The sequence below is a fragment of the Actinoplanes octamycinicus genome (assembly GCF_014205225.1).
GTDB lineage: Bacteria > Actinomycetota > Actinomycetes > Mycobacteriales > Micromonosporaceae > Actinoplanes > Actinoplanes octamycinicus.
Genome location: NZ_JACHNB010000001.1, coordinates 5,262,545 through 5,277,608, shown reverse-complemented (window position 1 = coordinate 5,277,608; position 15,064 = coordinate 5,262,545). Strand labels below are relative to the sequence as shown.

Below are 15,064 nucleotides of genomic sequence, written 5' to 3'. Positions count from 1 at the left end.
TACCGGAGATGGCGGAGCGGAAGCGCGGCGGACCGTGCGGGAAGGCTGGGGGGGTGGATCACAGGCCGGAAGCTCAGCCCGGGGCGTTTCCTGCCGACTGACTGGTACCACAGTCCGGGAGAGGTTCATGCGCATCGGTGACGTCAGCGTCGGCAAACGCCTCGGCGCGTCCTATCTTGTCCTGACCGCCCTCATCGTCACCTCCGCAGGGGTGGGCTGGTGGGGCATGCGGCAGCAGGTCGGCGCCGAGCAGGATCTGGCCGCGCTGGAGCGGCTGCGCGACGACATCCAGGCCGCCAAGTTCAACGCCGCGGACGTGACCGGCTGGCAGGCTCTGGTGGTCGGGGACGCGGGCGCGTACGGCTACGCGTTCGCCGTCGGACCGGACGGCTACAACCGGCAGGGTGAGCTGAAGGCGAAGGACGCCACCTACGACGGGCTCCGGACCACCCACACCGGGGACATGACCGAGGCGGAGCGGGCCGAGTTCGCCAAGCTCAAGCCGGCCTGGGACGGCTTCTTCGTCTGGGACGACAAGGTCATGGAGTGGCTGTCGACCGACGACCAGGCCGGCCGGAAGAAGGCCATGGACAGCATCAACGGCGGGGACGCCGGGGCCGCGTACGGAAAAGTCCTGGATGTGACCGCGGCCCTGGACGAATCGGTCAACGCCCGGGCCGACGCGCTGCGCGCGGAGGTGCAGCGGATCCGCGACGCCGCGCTGCGCATGCTCGCCATCGCACTGGCCCTGGCGGTGGTGCTGGCGGTGCTGATGGGCATCTGGGTGACCCGATCGGTGACCGGCCCGCTGGCCCGGGTGGTCGAGGCGCTCAAGCGACTCGCCGAGCGGGATCTGACCGTGCGCGTCGAGCTGGACCGCAAGGACGAGCTGGGCCGCCTCGGTGCGGCGGTGAACCGGACCGCCGAGTCGCTCAGCGCGACGATGTCGGCGATCGCCGGGCACGCCGGCACCGTCTCCACCGCCTCCGGCGAGCTGTCCGAGGTGTCCGCGCGGATCGCCGCGGCGAGCGCCGAGATGGACTCCCAGGCCACCGCCGTGGCCGGCTCGGCCGACCACGTCTCCGGCAACGTGCAGACCCTGCAGGCCGGCAGCTCGGAGATGACCCAGGCGATCGACGAGATCGCCCGCAACGCCGGCGAGGCCGCCAAGGTGGCCGGCGAGGCGGTCGGCGTGGTGGACCGCACCAACCAGACCGTCGGCAAGCTGGGCGAGTCGTCCGCGGAGATCAGCAAGGTGGTCGCGATGATCACCGCGATCGCCGAGCAGACGAACCTGCTCGCGCTGAACGCGACCATCGAGGCGGCCCGCGCCGGTGAGCTGGGCAAGGGCTTCGCGGTGGTGGCCGGCGAGGTGAAGGAGCTGTCCCAGGAGACCGCGAAGGCGACCGACGAGATCAGCCGGCTGGTCCAGGCGATCCAGGCCGACTCGGCGGACGCGGTCGGCGCGATCGGGCAGATCGGCGAGGTGGTCTCCCGGATCAGCGACTTCCAGACGCTGATCGCGGCGGCCGTCGAGGAGCAGACCGCCACGACCAGCGAGATGGGCCGCAACGTGGCCGAGGTGGCGGACAGCAGCACGTCGATCGCCACCAGCATCGCCGGGGTGGCGACCGCGGTCGGCACCACCACCGCGGTGGTCAACCAGGCACAGCAGAACGCGGCCAACCTGGCCCGGACCAGCAGCGAGCTGCGCGAACTGGTCGCCGGCTTCAGGCTCTGAGCAGCGGCAGCAGCTGATCGCCCTGCCTTCTGATCTCCGGGAGGTAGGGCGTGTCGGACAGCACGAAGTGACTGATCCCCAGGTCCTGGTATTTCCGCAGGGACTTGGCCACGTCCTGCGCCGAGCCGACCAGCCAGGTGGTGCCGGCGCCGCCGCCACCGAACCGGCCCGGCGCGGTGTAGAGGTTGTCGTCCAGGACCTCGCCGCGCTCGGCCAGGTCGAGCAGCCGCTGCTGCCCGACCGCGCCCTTGCGGATCGGGTCGGCCTGGACCGTGCGGGCCATCTCGGCGACCTTCGCCTCGGCGTCCGCCCAGGCCTGCTCGGTGGTGTCCCGGACCAGCGTGGTCACCCGCAGGCCGAATTCCAGGGGCGGATGCTCGCGGCCCAGCTCACGGCTGAGCTGCCGGAGACGGTCGATCCTTTCCCGTACGCCGTCCAGCGGCTCGCCCCAGAACAGTTGGACGTCCGCCTCCGCCGCGGCGACCCGCTCGGCGGCCGGCGAGGCGCCGCCGAAGTACAGCCGTGGCGGCTTGGCCAGCCGGGGCACCACGGTGGCGTCGGTGACCTGGAAGTGCTCGCCCTGGTAGGTGACGTTCTCCTCGGTCCAGAGCCGGCGCACGATGCGCAGGAACTCGCGCGTCCGGCCGTACCGATGGGCCTGGTCCCCCTCGGTGTCGCCGTAGGCGGCCAGATTGTCCTTGCCGGACACGATGTTGATCAGCACCCGGCCGCCGGTGAGGTGCTGCAGGGTGGCCGCGGACGAGGCGAAGTGGGCCGGCCGCCAGTAACCCGGGCGGGCCGCGATCAGCGGCTGGAACGTGGTGGTGCGGGCGGCCAGCGTGGTGGCCACGGTGAAGGTGTCCGGGCGGCCCCAGCCGGTGCCGATCAGCGCGCCGCCCCAGCCGTGCTGCTCGCAGGCGAGCGCGTGGCTGGTCAGGGTGTCCAGGCTGTTGTGCCCGGCGACCACGTCGTCGCCGCGGTGTCCGGGACGGTCCTGGTTGGGGATGTACCAGAGGAATTCGGAACTCATCAGCGGCCTCCCGGCGTATTTCCTATTCACTCTATAGCTAATATATGGAAGCCGCCCGACGCAAGGAGTGCCCGTGTCCGACCTGCTCACCACCGCCCGCTACGGCGACCCCGAAGCCCGCCTCGGCGTGCTCACCGACACGCTGCGGCTGCAACTGGCCCGCCGCTCGGTGCGCCGCTTCACCGGCCGCGACGTCACCGCCGACGAGCTGACCGCGCTGGTCGCCGCCGCGCAGTCCGCCCCCACCTCGTCGAACCTGCAGGCCTGGAGCGTGGTCGCGGTCCGCGACCCGGACCGCCGGGCCCGGCTCGCCGCCCTGGCCGGCAACCAGGCGTTCATCGCCCAGGCCCCGCTCTTCCTGGTCTGGATCGCCGACCTGGACCGGGCCCGCCGGCTGGCCCGGCGCGCCGGCACCGCGGTCGAGGCCGCGGACTACCTGGAGAGCACCGTGCTCACCTTCGTGGACGCGGCACTCGCGGCGCAGAACGCGGTGCTCGCCGCCGAGTCGCTGGGCCTCGGCTCGGTCTTCGTCGGCGGCGTCCGCAACCACCCCGAGGAGATCGCCGCCGAGCTGCGGCTGCCGCCGCACACGGTGGCCGCCTTCGGCCTGGCCGTCGGCACGCCGGACCCGGACGAGCCGGCCGGGGTGAAACCGCGGCTGCCGCAGGCGGCGGTCCTGCACCACGAGGTCTACCGGGCCGACGAGGCGGACGCGCACATCCCGGCCTACGACGCGCGGCTGGCCGCCTACAACGAGAGGTACGGCCTGGCCGGCGGCTGGAGCGACCGGGTGCTGGCCCGGCTGCGCGGCCCGGAGTCGATGGCCGGCCGGCACCGGCTCCGGGAGATCCTGGAGCGGCTCGGCCTGCCGTCGCACTAACCGGCGGCGGTCACCAGCTCGTGGCGCCGGCGGTCGCCGCGGCCGGCCACCGCCGCGGCGGTCAGCTGGAGCAACGCCAGCACGGCGACCGCCACCAGGCTCGCGGTCCAGCCGCCGGTCCGCTCGGCCAGCAGCCCGGCGAGCACCGGGCCGGTCGCCGCCAGCAGGTAGCCCAGCGACTGCGCCATCCCGGACAGCTTGGTGGTCTCGGCCGGGGTGCGCCCGCCCAGGGTGATCAGGGTCAGGGCGGCGACCAGCGCGGCGCCCTGGCCGAGGCCGGCGACCACCACCCAGAGCACGGTCAGCGCCGGGGCGAACAGCAGGCCGAGCACGGCGACCAGCACCGGGACGCTGGAGGTGACCGCGCCGGCGATCCGCCGCCGCGGGTCGCGCAGCAGCAGCGGGATGGTCAGCCCGCCGACGATGCCCATCCCCTGGTAGACGAACAGGTGCAGGCCGGCGGTCCGCTCCGGGACGCCGTCCGCGATCTCGATCGTCGGCAGCCAGGTGACCAGCAGGTAGAACGTGGTCGACTGCAACCCCATGAAGGCGGTCAGCGCCCAGGCGTGTGGCTGCCGCCAGACTCTTGCCGGATTTTTCGTGACATGGGGTGTCGGGTGACGAGCGCGCGGAGCCCACGCCACGGCCACGGCCAGCGCCGGCCCGGACCAGACCGCCAGCGACAGCCGCCAGTCGGCCGCGTCGGCCAGCGGCACCGCCACCGCCGAGGCGGTCGCCGCGGCGAGGGTCAGGCAGGCCGTGTAGACCCCGGTCGCCCGGGACACGTTGCTCGCGAAGTCACGCTTCACGATCGCCGGGACCAGCACGTTGCCGACCGCGATCGCACAGCCGACGATCAGCGTGCCGGCCCACAGCCCGGCAGGCCCGGTGTACGACCGGACGATCCCCCCGGCAGCCAGCACCAGCAGCGCCACCAGCACCGCGCGCTCCATCCCGAGCCGCCCGGACAGCCGGTGCACCTGCGGTGACACCGCGGCGAACGCCAGCAGCGGCAGCGCGCCGAGCACGCCCTGCGCGGTCTCCCCCAGCCCCTCGGCCACGCCGATCTGCGGCAGCAGCGGGCCCACCGCGGTGATCGCCGGGCGCAGGCACAGCGCGACGAGGAAGACCGTGAACATGCCATACCTTTACACCCATGACGTTCCGCGGCTGGCCGGCGGAGGCGCTCGAGTTCTACGAGGGCCTCGCCGCCGACAACTCGAAGACGTACTGGACCAAGCACCTCGAGTTCTACGAGACCCGGGTGCGCGGCCCGATGGAGGAGCTGCTGGCGGCGCTGGAGCCGGAGTTCGGTCCGGGCAAGATCTTCCGGCCGTACCGGGACGTGCGGTTCAGCAAGGACAAGTCGCCCTACAAGACGCATCTGGGGGCGTGGCTGAACGCGGGCGGCTACCTGCAACTGTCCGCGGACGGGCTGGCGGCCGGGTCCGGGTACTACCAGATGGACCCCGCTCAGCTGGACCGCTATCGGCGGGCCGTCGTGGACGACCGGACCGGCGCCGAGTTGACCGAGGTCATCGCCCGGATTGAGAAGGCCGGTTTCGGCGTCCAGGGGCACGGCACCCTGAAGACCGCGCCGCGCGGCTACCCGAAAGATCATCCGCGGATCGAGCTGCTCCGCCACAAGGGCCTGATCACCTGGAAGGAGTGGCCGCCGGCCGCGTGGCTGGGCACCGCCGCCGCGCAGAAGAAGATCGTCGACTTCCTCCGCGGGAGCCTGCCGCTGCGCCACTGGCTCGACGACCACGTCGGCCCGCCGGCCGCCTGACCACCATCCCCGCTGCCGCGACGCCGCCTCGCCCGTTCCAGGTTCCTTTTCCGGTACGACTCGGAGCCCCGTGGCAGCCGGCCCGCGAGGCCCGGCCCCCGCACGACCGCCACGCGCGTCGTGCGGGTCCGCCGCCCGCACCGCGAGGCACGCTCGTGGCCCCGACCGCAGCGCGCCTCCCGGCAGTCCGGCTGGCCCCCACGGGTCCCTCACACCCCCCGAAACACCCGTCACGCCCAGCCCACCACCGCGACACGCGCTGGCCCCCGGACCGCAGCGCGCCTCCCGGCAGCCCGGCTGGCTCTCACGGGTCCCTCACACCCCGCGAAACACCCGTCACGCCCAGCCCAGCACCGCGACACGCGCTCTTGGCCCGGACCGCAGCGCGCCTCGCGGCACTCCGGCTGGCTCCCACGGGTGCCTCACGACCCCCGAAACACCCGTCACGCCCAGCCCCTCGACGATTCTCGGCTTCAGGACAGGAGGTGGCCGCAATGTGCGGGAGGCTTGCCGGATGAGTCCTGAGACTGCACGTGAGGTTCAGATCACGATCGACTGCGCTGACCCGCTGGGGCTGGCCGGGTTCTGGGCGGAGGCGCTCGGCTATGAGACGCAGGGGCCGCCGCCCGGGTTCGACTCGTGGGTGCAGGCCCTGGAGGCGATGAACATTCCGCCGGAGCGCCACAACGACGCCAACGCGGTGGTCGACCCGAAAGGCGCCGGGCCGCGGGTGTTCTTCCAGCGGGTTCCGGAGGGGAAGGCCGCCAAGAACCGGGTGCATCTCGACGTGCGCGTGGCGCCCGGGCTCACCGGGGACGAGCGGATGGCGGCCCTGGAGGCGGAGGCGGCGCGGCTGATCGGGCTCGGCGCCACCCGGGTGAACCGGCGGGAGCCGGCGCCGCCGCTGGAGGCCGGACACATCGTGATGACGGATCCCGAGGGCAACGAGTTCTGCCTGGACTGACCACCGTCGATCACGGGACGCCGCGGGGCCGGGGCCTGGATCGCCCCGGCGCCACGGTGCTTTCCGCGTACCGAAATCGGTCTTAAGGATTCTTGGTCTTCTGCACGGCCTCGGCGATGCGCTTGATGCGGCGCAGGCGGGCGTCCCAGGCGGAGCCCACCGAGGTGAGCTGCGCGACGGCTCGGGCCAGTTGCTGGTCGTCCACGCGGTACCGCCTCTCCCGGCCGGTGGGGGTGCCCTGGACCAGGCCGACCCGGTCGAGGACGGCGAGGTGCTTGGCGATCGCCTGACGGGTGACGGTCATCTGCTGGCTGAGCGTGGTGGCGGTGCCCTCGCCGTCGGCGAGCAGCAGGTCGAGCATCCGGCGGCGGGTCGGGTCGCCGATCGCCGACCAGAGATCGTCGTCGACCGCGGTGGTCACGCCCGGCCCCGCAGCGTGGCGGCGTAGGGTGCGATCCGCGGCAGGAAGTGGTCCCAGCCGGTGACATGCTCCCGGTAGCACTGCTCCAGCACGGCCTGCGACCAGCCGCGCTCCCGGAAGCCGGTCTCGGTCATCCGCAGCAGCGTGCCGCTCCCGGACGGCGTCAGCTCGAAGGTGACCAGCAGCGAGTTCCCCTCGGTGGCCGGCTCACCCAGCTCGTGGGTCCAGCGGAAGGCGAACAGCTTCGGCGGGATCGCGTCGACCACGCTGAACTGCTCGACCTTCCCCCCGGCGGCACAGTCACCGAACCTGATCGTGCCGGCGCCGCCGGGCACCGGGTCGTAGTCCGCGTCGTCCGGCCACCACCCCTTGACATGTTCCGGACTGCTGACCACGTCGAACACCACCTCAGGCGTGGCGTCGATGTAGATCTCCCGCTCGATGGTCCCCAGCTCCACAACACCCTCCCGCAACCTTTTGTTGCGGCTTACGGTAGGCCGATCCCCTCCAAAGCGCAACCTTCGGTTGCGCCTCGGTGACCTGGTGACATCCGGTGGGCTGACTGGTTCCAGCATGCGGACGTCTTTCGCGGCGCAACTACCACGGAGACGAGCATTTGCGCTGGTCATCGACGCGACGACGGGGCACAAAGGTGGCGCAGGCGCATGCCTCTTCCACTTTTCCTATGAGGTTAATAGGTTTCACGGCGTGGAGGGGATGACACCGCAACCGCAGACGACGGCGCTGACCGAGGCGCGCCGCCGCCGGGCCGACCGCGCCCGGCAGGTCGCCGACGTGCTGCGCCATCAGGTGCTCGGTGGGGCGTTCGGGGACGGGGCGCTGCCCGGCGAGTCGATGCTGTGCCGGGACTACGCCGCCTCCCGCAACACCGTGCGCGAGGCGCTCGGGCTGCTGGCCGCCGAAGGCCTGGTGGAACGGCTGCCCGGCGTGGGCACGCTGGTCGTCTCCGGGAAGTACGGGCACGGGCTGAACCGGCTGGCCGGGCTCGCCGAGACGCTGCACGAGCACGGCGAGATCACCAACCAGGTACGCACGCTGACCGTGATCCACCCGCCGGCCGTGGTGGCCCGGCGGCTGCGGGTACCGGACGGCGAGCAGGTGGTCTACCTGGAACGGGTCCGCAGCCTGAACGGGGTGCCGGTCTCGCTCGACCTGACCTACCTGCCGCAGGACATCGGGGTCCCGCTGCTCGGCGAGGACCTGGCACACCGCGACGTGTTCGTGCTGATCGAGGAGCTGACCGGGCAGAGCCTCGGGCACGCCGACGTCAGCGTCGAAGCGGTCAACGCGGACCCGCACTGCGCCGCCCTGCTCGACGTGACCGACCGGGCCGCCCTGCTCATGGTCGAGCGGGTCACCCACCTGGCCGACGGGCGCCCGGTCGACCTGGAGTGGATCCGCTTCCGCGGCGACCGCCTCACCCTGCAGACCCAGCTACGCCGCACCACCCCGGCCCACCTCACCGCCACCCCACCGGACTCGCAGCCCCGCGCCGGCTGACCCCGTCACCCAGCCACCTCCGCCCGGACGATCCCGGACCGAGCGGCATCGGGTCACCGGTCCATGTCCCGGTCAGCCGGCTGGGCGTGGGAGGTGCCTCAGCAGGGTTGAGGCACCCGTGACGGCCAGCCGGACCCACCGCGAGGCGCGTCGCGGTCCGGGCCGCAGCGCGCGTCGCGGTCGACCGGCTGGGCCTGGGAGGTGTTTCAGCAGGGTTGAGACACCCGTGACGGCCAGCCGGACCCACCGCGAGGCGCGTCGCGGTCCGGGCCGCAGCGCGCGTCGCGGTCGACCGGCTGGGCCTGGGAGGTGTCTCAGCAGGGTTGAGGCACCCGTGACGGCCAGCCGGACTGCCGGGAGGCGCGTGGCGGTCCCGGGGTGGGGCGGGCATCGCGGGGTTGGGGGTTGGCGGATCGTGACCAGCCACGGGCGTCGCCCTGGAGGGCCGGGCGTTCTGGACGCGTAGCGGCCAGCCCGGCCCGGAAGGGTCCCTGGCGGGAGCGGCGATCAGTGATCAGCGCGGATCCGAGTCAGGGATCTCCCGATCTTGAAGTTGATCTTGACAACGATGGAACACGAAAGCTCAGGAGGGCATTATGGCGCTGGTCAACCAGCGGGTCGACGTTCCGGTGACGATCGACAAGAGCCTCTGCATCGACGAGTGCACCCTCTGCGTCGACATGTGCCCGTTGGACTCCCTGGCGATCGACCCGGAGACCAGCAAGGCCTACATGCACGTGGATGAATGCTGGTATTGCGGGCCGTGCGCGGCCCGCTGCCCCACCGGCGCGGTCACCGTCAACATGCCGGTGCTGATCCGATGAGGCCGGCGACGGACGATGCGGCCCGCCGCGGCGCCGCGAAGTTCTCGCGAGCGGCCGGCGCCGGGATCGCCGCGCTGGTCCTGGCCCTGAGCGCGGGTTGCACGGTGGCGGGGAACGCGGCCGAGGACGGCGCCGAGGTGCTCGTCGTCGGCTACCAGTCCAAGACGATCAACACGGTCACGGCCGGGACGCTGCTGCGCGCGCAGGGCTTCCTGGAGAAGCGGCTGGCCGAGACCGGCCGGAAGGTCAGCGTGGTCTGGCAGGACTACGACACCGGCGCGCCGATCACCGCGCAGATGATGGCCGGGAAGATCGACATCGGCTCGATGGGCGACTACCCGCTGCTGATCAACGGGTCGCACGGGCAGCAGTCCGAGCAGACCCGGACCAAGATGATCGCGATCACCGGCTACAACCCGCACGGCGCGCTGAACACCGTGGTGGTCGCGCCCGGCTCGCCGATCAGGAGTCTGGCCGACCTGCGCGGCAAGACCGTCTCCACCAGTGTCGGCTCGGCCGCGCACGGTCTGCTGGTGCAGGCGCTGCGCAAGGCCGGCGTGGACCCGGAGAAGGACGTCAAGGTGGAGAACCAGCAGCCGCCGGTCGGCGCCTCGGCCCTGCAGTCCGGGAACGTGGCCGCGCTGTCGCAGTTCGTCGCCTGGCCGGGCCTGCTGGTCAACCGCGGCGAGGCGGAGGTGCTCTACGACGGCGGCGAGCTGAACGTGCCGACGTTGCACGGCACCGTGGTCCGCCAGCAGTACGCCACCGACCACCCGGACGTGGTCAAGGCGTTCCTCAAGGCGCAGCAGGACGCCACCGCATTCCTCTGGCAGCAGCCGCTGAAGGCCGCGGAGATCGTCGCTGAGCAGACCGGGCTGCCCGCCGAGGTGGTCTATCTCTACAACGGCGCGAACGGGATCGCCACCTTCGAGCTGCCGTTGAAGTCCTCGCTGACGCAGGCCCTGCGGAACGACGTCCCGTTCCTGAAGTCGATCGGGGTGCTGCAGGGCATCGATCTGGACGCGTTCATCGACGATTCCTACCTGCCGGAGGTCACCGGGTCGAACGGCGCGGTCCTGTCCGGAATCGATCCGATCTGCAAGACGCCGGTCGGCGGCGGTGCGGGCGAGCTCTGGCTCACCGGTGAGGAGGTCACGCAGCCGGCCGCCGACCCGACCTGCCTGCTGCGCGCGATCAAAAATGCCGAAAAGTCCGGCAAGAAGGTACGGGCCGCCTACGTCCCGGACACCGCCACCGGCACCCGCTGGTTCGCCGACAAGAGCGTCTGGGTCCAGGACGGCGCTCGCTTGCTCCCCTTCACGACGCGGGCCGGAGCGAACAGATACGGAAAAGGCACCGTCATCACCTACGCCCAGGCAGTGGCCGCCGCATGACCACCCTGACCGCTATCAAGCCACTTTTCCGGACCAGTCGGAGACGCCCCCGACTCCGCTGGCTCCTCCGCGCGGCGTCCCTGATCACCGCGTTACTGCTCTGGCAGTGGCTGACCGCCGCCGACATCGACCTCTGGCTCCGCTTCGACCGCCTGCCCACCTCGCTCGAGGTGGCCGACCAGCTCACCACCCTGCTCCGCGAGCCGGTCTTCTACCAGGACATCGCGCAGAGCCTGGTCCGCATCCTGACCGGTTTCGCCCTGGCCGCGGTGCTGGGCATCGGCGCCGGCATCGCGGTCGCCCGCTCCTGGCTGCTGGCCGACCTGCTGCAGCCGCTCTTCGAGGTGGTCCGCCCGATCCCGGCGATCGCCCTGGTCCCGGTCGCCATCCTGATCTTCCCGCAGAACGAGCAGGGCATCGTCTTCATCACCTGCACCGCCGCGTTCTTCCCGATCCTGGTCAGCACCCGGCACGCGGTCCGCGCCCTGCCGACGGTCTGGGAGGACGCGGTCCGCACGATGGGCGGCAGCCGCTGGCGGGTGCTGGTCAGCGTGGTGCTGCCGGGCGCCCTGCCGGGTGTCTTCGGCGGCCTGTCGGTCGGGATGGGCGTCGCCTGGATCTGCGTGATCTCCGCCGAGATGATCTCCGGCGACTTCGGGGTCGGCTACCGCACCTGGCACGCCTACACGATCGTCGACTACCCCGCCGTCCTGGTCGGGATGATCACGATCGGCGTGCTGGGCTGGGCCACCGCCGGGACGGTCGAGCTGCTCGGCCGCCGGGTCACCCGGTGGCTGCCGAAACACCTCAGGGAGGAACGATGAGCGGCCTGGCGCTGCGCGCCGACCGGGTCAGCTTGGGCCACGGCTCACGGCTGGTGGTGCGAGACCTCTCCTTCGAGGTACGCCCGGGCGAGGTCTTCGCCGTCCTCGGCGCGTCCGGCTGCGGCAAGTCCACCCTGCTGCGCAGCATCGCCGGGCTGCTCCGGGTGCAGGACGGCACGCTGTTCGCGGACGACAAGCCGATCTTCGCCCCGTCCCCGGACCGGGCCCTGATGTTCCAGGACGACGCCCTGCTGCCGTGGCGCTCGGTGCGCCGCAACGTGGAGCTGCCGCTGGCGATCCGCGCCCTGTCCCGCACCGACCGCCGGGCGCGCGCCGAGCAGTGGCTGGACCGGGTCGGCCTGGCCGATCAGGCCGACCGGCTGCCGGCCCAGCTCTCCGGCGGCATGCGCCAGCGCGTCCAGCTGGCCCGCACGCTGGCCGGTGAGCCGCGCGCGGTGCTGATGGACGAGCCGTTCGGCGCCCTGGACGCGCAGACCCGCGGCGCCATGCAGCGGCTGCTCGCCGACGTGCTGAGCAGCACCGCGGCCACCGTCGTCTTCGTCACGCACGACGTCGACGAGGCGCTGTTCGTGGCCGACCGGGTGGCCGTACTGACCCCGGCCGGCATCCGCACCCTGGTCGAGGTCCCGGAGCCCCGGGACCCGGCCACCCGCGGCACTCCCCTGGTCCGCGAGGCCCGGGACGAGTTGCTCGCCGCGCTCTTCGAGAGGAACGCCGCGTGACCCGCGAACTGGAAACCGACGTCCTGGTGATCGGCGGCGGCACGGCCGGCACGATGGCCGCGCTGTCCGCCGCCGAGCACGGCGCCCGGGTGCTGCTGCTGGAGAAGGCGCACGTCCGGCACTCCGGCGCCCTGGCGATGGGGATGGACGGGGTGAACAACGCGGTCATCCCGGGCAAGGCCACCCCGGAGGACTACGTCCGGGAGATCACCCGGGCCAACGACGGCATCGTCAACCAGCGCACCGTGCACCAGACCGCGACCCGCGGGCACGCCATGGTGCAGCGCCTGGAGCGCTACGGCGTCAAGTTCGAGAAGGACGAGTACGGCGAGTACGCGGTTCGCCAGGTGCACCGCTCCGGCCGGTACGTGCTGCCGATGCCGGAGGGCCGCGACGTCAAGAAGGTGCTCTACCGCCAGCTGCGCCGCCGGGAGATGCGCGAGAAGATCCAGATCGAGAACCGGGTGATGCCGGTCCGGGTGCTGACCGCCGAGGGCCGGGCGGTCGGCGCGGCCGGGTTCGACACCCGCTCCGGCGAGTTCGTCACGGTGCGGGCAAAAGCGGTCATCCTGGCGACCGGGGCGTGCGGGCGGCTCGGCCTGCCGGCCAGCGGGTACCTCTACGGCACCTACGAGAACCCGACGAACGCCGGGGACGGGTACGCGATGGCGTACCACGCCGGCGCCGAGCTGTCCGGGATCGAGTGCTTCCAGATCAACCCGCTGATCAAGGACTACAACGGCCCGGCCTGCGCCTATGTCGCCAACCCGTTCGGCGGCTACCAGGTCAACAACCGGGGTGAGCGGTTCGTCGACTGCGACTACTGGTCCGGGCAGATGATGTCCGAGGTGGCCCGCGAGCTGGACTCCGACCGCGGCCCGATCTACCTCAAGCTCAGCCACCTGCCGGACGAGACGATCAGCGCGATCGAGGGCATCCTGCACACCACCGAGCGGCCGTCCCGCGGCACCTTCCACGCCGGGCGCGGCCACGACTACCGCACCCACGACATCGAGATGCACATCTCCGAGATCGGGCTGTGCGGCGGGCACTCGGCGTCCGGTGTGTGGGTGGACGAAAACGGTCAGACCACGGTGCCGGGGCTCTATGCGGCCGGGGATCTGGCGTGCGTGCCGCACAACTACATGATCGGCGCGTTCGTCTTCGGCGATCTGGCCGGGACGCACGCCGCCTCCCGGTCAGTCGATCCTGCCGACCTGCCGCAAGATCAAATTTCGGCGGCGAAGGAACTGATCTACCGCCCCCTCGACCACCCCGACGGCCCGCCGCAACAGCAGGTCGAATACAAACTCCGTCGCTTCGTCAACGACTACGTCGCCCCGCCCAAGTCCGCCGCCAAACTCGAGATCGCGGTCGAGACCTTCCAACGGATGACCACCGAGATCGACGGCATGGGCGGCCGCACCCCGCACGAACTGATGCGCTGCGTCGAGGTCAGCTTCATCCGGGACTGCGCCGAGATGGCCGCCCGCGCCTCGCTGGTCCGCACCGAGAGCCGCTGGGGCCTCTACCACGAGCGCGCCGACCACCCGCAGCGCGACGACGCCGAGTGGCTCTACCACCTCAACCTGCGGCGCAATGCGGAGGGCGAGATGGAGTTCGTCAAGCGCCCGGTCGCCGCCTACCTGTTCCCGGTCGACGGCTTCGAGCCCCTGGCGGGGCCCGAGCAGACCCCGGTGGCCGAGGTCCGCCAGTTCGGCACCGTCACCCACAACCCGCTTTCGGTACGCCCGGAGCACACCGCCGTCGCGCCTGCGGCAGACCGTATCGTCGCGGTTCTCGCCCTCGCCTCGGTCGAGGACCAGCCCGCTCTGGCCGCCTTCGAGCCCTACCTGACCGACCCCGACCCGGGAGTCCGCCGAACCGCCGTCACCACACTCACCGAGGTGGCCCCGACGGGTGTCGCGGACGCCCTGGTCACCGCGCTGGCCGACGCCGACCCCGCGGTCCGCGCGGCGGCCGTGGCGGGGCTGCGCGAACTGGCCGACGTGCTGCCGGCCGCCGAGGACCTGGCGCAGCGGCTGCGCAGCGCCTACGCCGGCACCGACCCGGCCGTCCGCGAGGTGGTCGTCGAACTGCTCCGGGTGATCGGTCTGGGCACCGCCGCCGACTTCCGGGCGGCCGCCGAGGACGTCGAGGTAGCGGTCCGGCTGCAGGCCATCCGCGGCCTGGTGCGCCGCGACGACGTCCCCGGTCTGGCCGCGGCCGCGCTCGACCCGGCCCGCGAGGTGCGGGTGGCCGCCGCCCACGGCCTCGGCACCGTCGGCGAGTCCCGGGCCGCCGCCGCCCACGGTCCCGGCACGCTCAGCGACCCCCGGGCCGCCGCCGCCCACGGTCCCGGCACGCTCAGCGAGCCCCGGGCCGCCGCCACGCACGATCCCGGCGCGGTCGGCGAGTCCCAGGCCGCCGCCACGCACGGACCCGGCACGGTCGGCGACCTCCAGGCCGCCGCCACGCACGGTCTTGGCGCGGTCGGCGATCCGCGGGCTGCCGCCGCCCTGGAGCGGTTGGCTGGTGACGAGGACCTGCTGGTCCAGGCCGCCGCGCTGGCCGCCGCCGCCGCGATCGGCTGCCCGCCGCCGCTGGCCTCACTGGCGATCGCCCGCCTGGACGACCCGGCCTGGCAGGTTCGTGAGGGCGCCGCCAAGGCCCTCGCCGCGGCCCCCGCCGAACTGGCCGTCCCGGTGCTGCTGACCGCCGCGAAGGACGCGAACCTCGACGTCCGCAAGGCCGCCATCCGCTCCCTGTCCACCTGGCCGGACCGCGACGACGTCCGCGCCGCCCTGACCGACGCCAGCGCCGACGCCGACGCCGACGTCCGCGCCTGGGCCCGCCGAGCCCTGTCCAGCCCCTGATCCCAGCACCAGCCGCGAGGCGCGCTGCACGTCGGACCGTCGGCCGCTGCCCGCCAG

Annotated in this window: 14 protein-coding genes; 10 read left to right on the top strand and 4 right to left on the bottom strand. The window is 72.4% G+C overall.

Annotated features, from left to right (window positions below; genetic code table 11):
• The first annotated feature begins 127 nt into the window (after positions 1-127).
• Positions 128-1,741 carry a methyl-accepting chemotaxis protein gene (locus BJY16_RS23070; RefSeq protein WP_185041659.1) on the top strand — a complete coding sequence of 538 codons (1,614 nt, stop codon included), beginning with the start codon at positions 128-130 and terminating at the stop codon, positions 1,739-1,741.
• Here the strand turns inward: BJY16_RS23070 and BJY16_RS23065 are convergent.
• Positions 1,731-2,771, bottom strand: coding sequence for an LLM class flavin-dependent oxidoreductase (locus BJY16_RS23065; RefSeq protein WP_185041658.1), 1,041 nt, complete (start codon positions 2,769-2,771; stop codon positions 1,731-1,733). The genes BJY16_RS23070 and BJY16_RS23065 overlap by 11 nt on opposite strands.
• 73 nt (positions 2,772-2,844) lie before the next feature.
• Between BJY16_RS23065 and BJY16_RS23060 the strand changes: the two genes are divergently transcribed.
• The gene (locus BJY16_RS23060; protein WP_239176762.1) at positions 2,845-3,651 is read left to right on the top strand and encodes an NADPH-dependent oxidoreductase; all 807 of its coding nucleotides are present in this window, start codon (positions 2,845-2,847) and stop codon (positions 3,649-3,651) included.
• Here the strand turns inward: BJY16_RS23060 and BJY16_RS23055 are convergent.
• Positions 3,648-4,790 carry an MFS transporter gene (locus tag BJY16_RS23055; protein WP_185041657.1) on the bottom strand — a complete coding sequence of 381 codons (1,143 nt, stop codon included), beginning with the start codon at positions 4,788-4,790 and terminating at the stop codon, positions 3,648-3,650. The genes BJY16_RS23060 and BJY16_RS23055 overlap by 4 nt on opposite strands.
• A 17-nt stretch (positions 4,791-4,807) precedes the next feature.
• Between BJY16_RS23055 and BJY16_RS23050 the strand changes: the two genes are divergently transcribed.
• Together BJY16_RS23050 and BJY16_RS23045 are read left to right on the top strand one after the other, a co-directional pair.
• Complete coding sequence (locus BJY16_RS23050; protein ID WP_185041656.1) at positions 4,808-5,440, top strand: DUF2461 domain-containing protein; 633 nt, start codon at positions 4,808-4,810, stop codon at positions 5,438-5,440.
• Between the two features lie 514 nt (positions 5,441-5,954).
• Positions 5,955-6,404: a VOC family protein gene (locus tag BJY16_RS23045; protein WP_185041655.1), complete on the top strand. Its 450-nt coding sequence runs from the start codon at positions 5,955-5,957 to the stop codon at positions 6,402-6,404.
• Between the two features lie 82 nt (positions 6,405-6,486).
• Here the strand turns inward: BJY16_RS23045 and BJY16_RS23040 are convergent, their stop codons facing one another.
• Positions 6,487-6,825: an ArsR/SmtB family transcription factor gene (locus BJY16_RS23040; protein ID WP_185041654.1), complete on the bottom strand. Its 339-nt coding sequence runs from the start codon at positions 6,823-6,825 to the stop codon at positions 6,487-6,489.
• A complete protein-coding gene (locus tag BJY16_RS23035) occupies positions 6,822-7,283 on the bottom strand; it encodes an SRPBCC domain-containing protein (RefSeq protein WP_185041653.1) in 462 nt (153 codons plus the stop codon). The genes BJY16_RS23040 and BJY16_RS23035 overlap by 4 nt, the downstream gene beginning before the upstream one ends.
• A 259-nt stretch (positions 7,284-7,542) precedes the next feature.
• Here BJY16_RS23035 and BJY16_RS23030 point away from each other — a divergent pair, with 259 nt between their 5' ends.
• From BJY16_RS23030 to BJY16_RS23005, 6 genes are all read left to right on the top strand, one after another.
• Positions 7,543-8,346: a GntR family transcriptional regulator gene (locus tag BJY16_RS23030; RefSeq protein WP_185041652.1), complete on the top strand. Its 804-nt coding sequence runs from the start codon at positions 7,543-7,545 to the stop codon at positions 8,344-8,346.
• A gap of 596 nt (positions 8,347-8,942) precedes the next feature.
• Complete coding sequence (locus BJY16_RS23025; protein ID WP_185041651.1) at positions 8,943-9,170, top strand: 4Fe-4S dicluster domain-containing protein; 228 nt, start codon at positions 8,943-8,945, stop codon at positions 9,168-9,170.
• Positions 9,167-10,564, top strand: a complete 1,398-nt coding sequence (locus BJY16_RS23020; RefSeq protein WP_185041650.1) for an ABC transporter substrate-binding protein — start codon at positions 9,167-9,169, stop codon at positions 10,562-10,564. Before BJY16_RS23025 ends, BJY16_RS23020 begins: the two co-directional genes overlap by 4 nt.
• A complete protein-coding gene (locus BJY16_RS23015) occupies positions 10,561-11,388 on the top strand; it encodes an ABC transporter permease (protein ID WP_185041649.1) in 828 nt (275 codons plus the stop codon). Before BJY16_RS23020 ends, BJY16_RS23015 begins: the two co-directional genes overlap by 4 nt.
• Positions 11,385-12,131: an ABC transporter ATP-binding protein gene (locus tag BJY16_RS23010; protein WP_185041648.1), complete on the top strand. Its 747-nt coding sequence runs from the start codon at positions 11,385-11,387 to the stop codon at positions 12,129-12,131. Before BJY16_RS23015 ends, BJY16_RS23010 begins: the two co-directional genes overlap by 4 nt.
• Entirely contained in the window at positions 12,128-15,007 is a 2,880-nt protein-coding gene (locus tag BJY16_RS23005) for a fumarate reductase/succinate dehydrogenase flavoprotein subunit (protein WP_221502024.1), read from the top strand. The genes BJY16_RS23010 and BJY16_RS23005 overlap by 4 nt, the downstream gene beginning before the upstream one ends.
• The last annotated feature ends 57 nt before the right edge of the window (positions 15,008-15,064 follow it).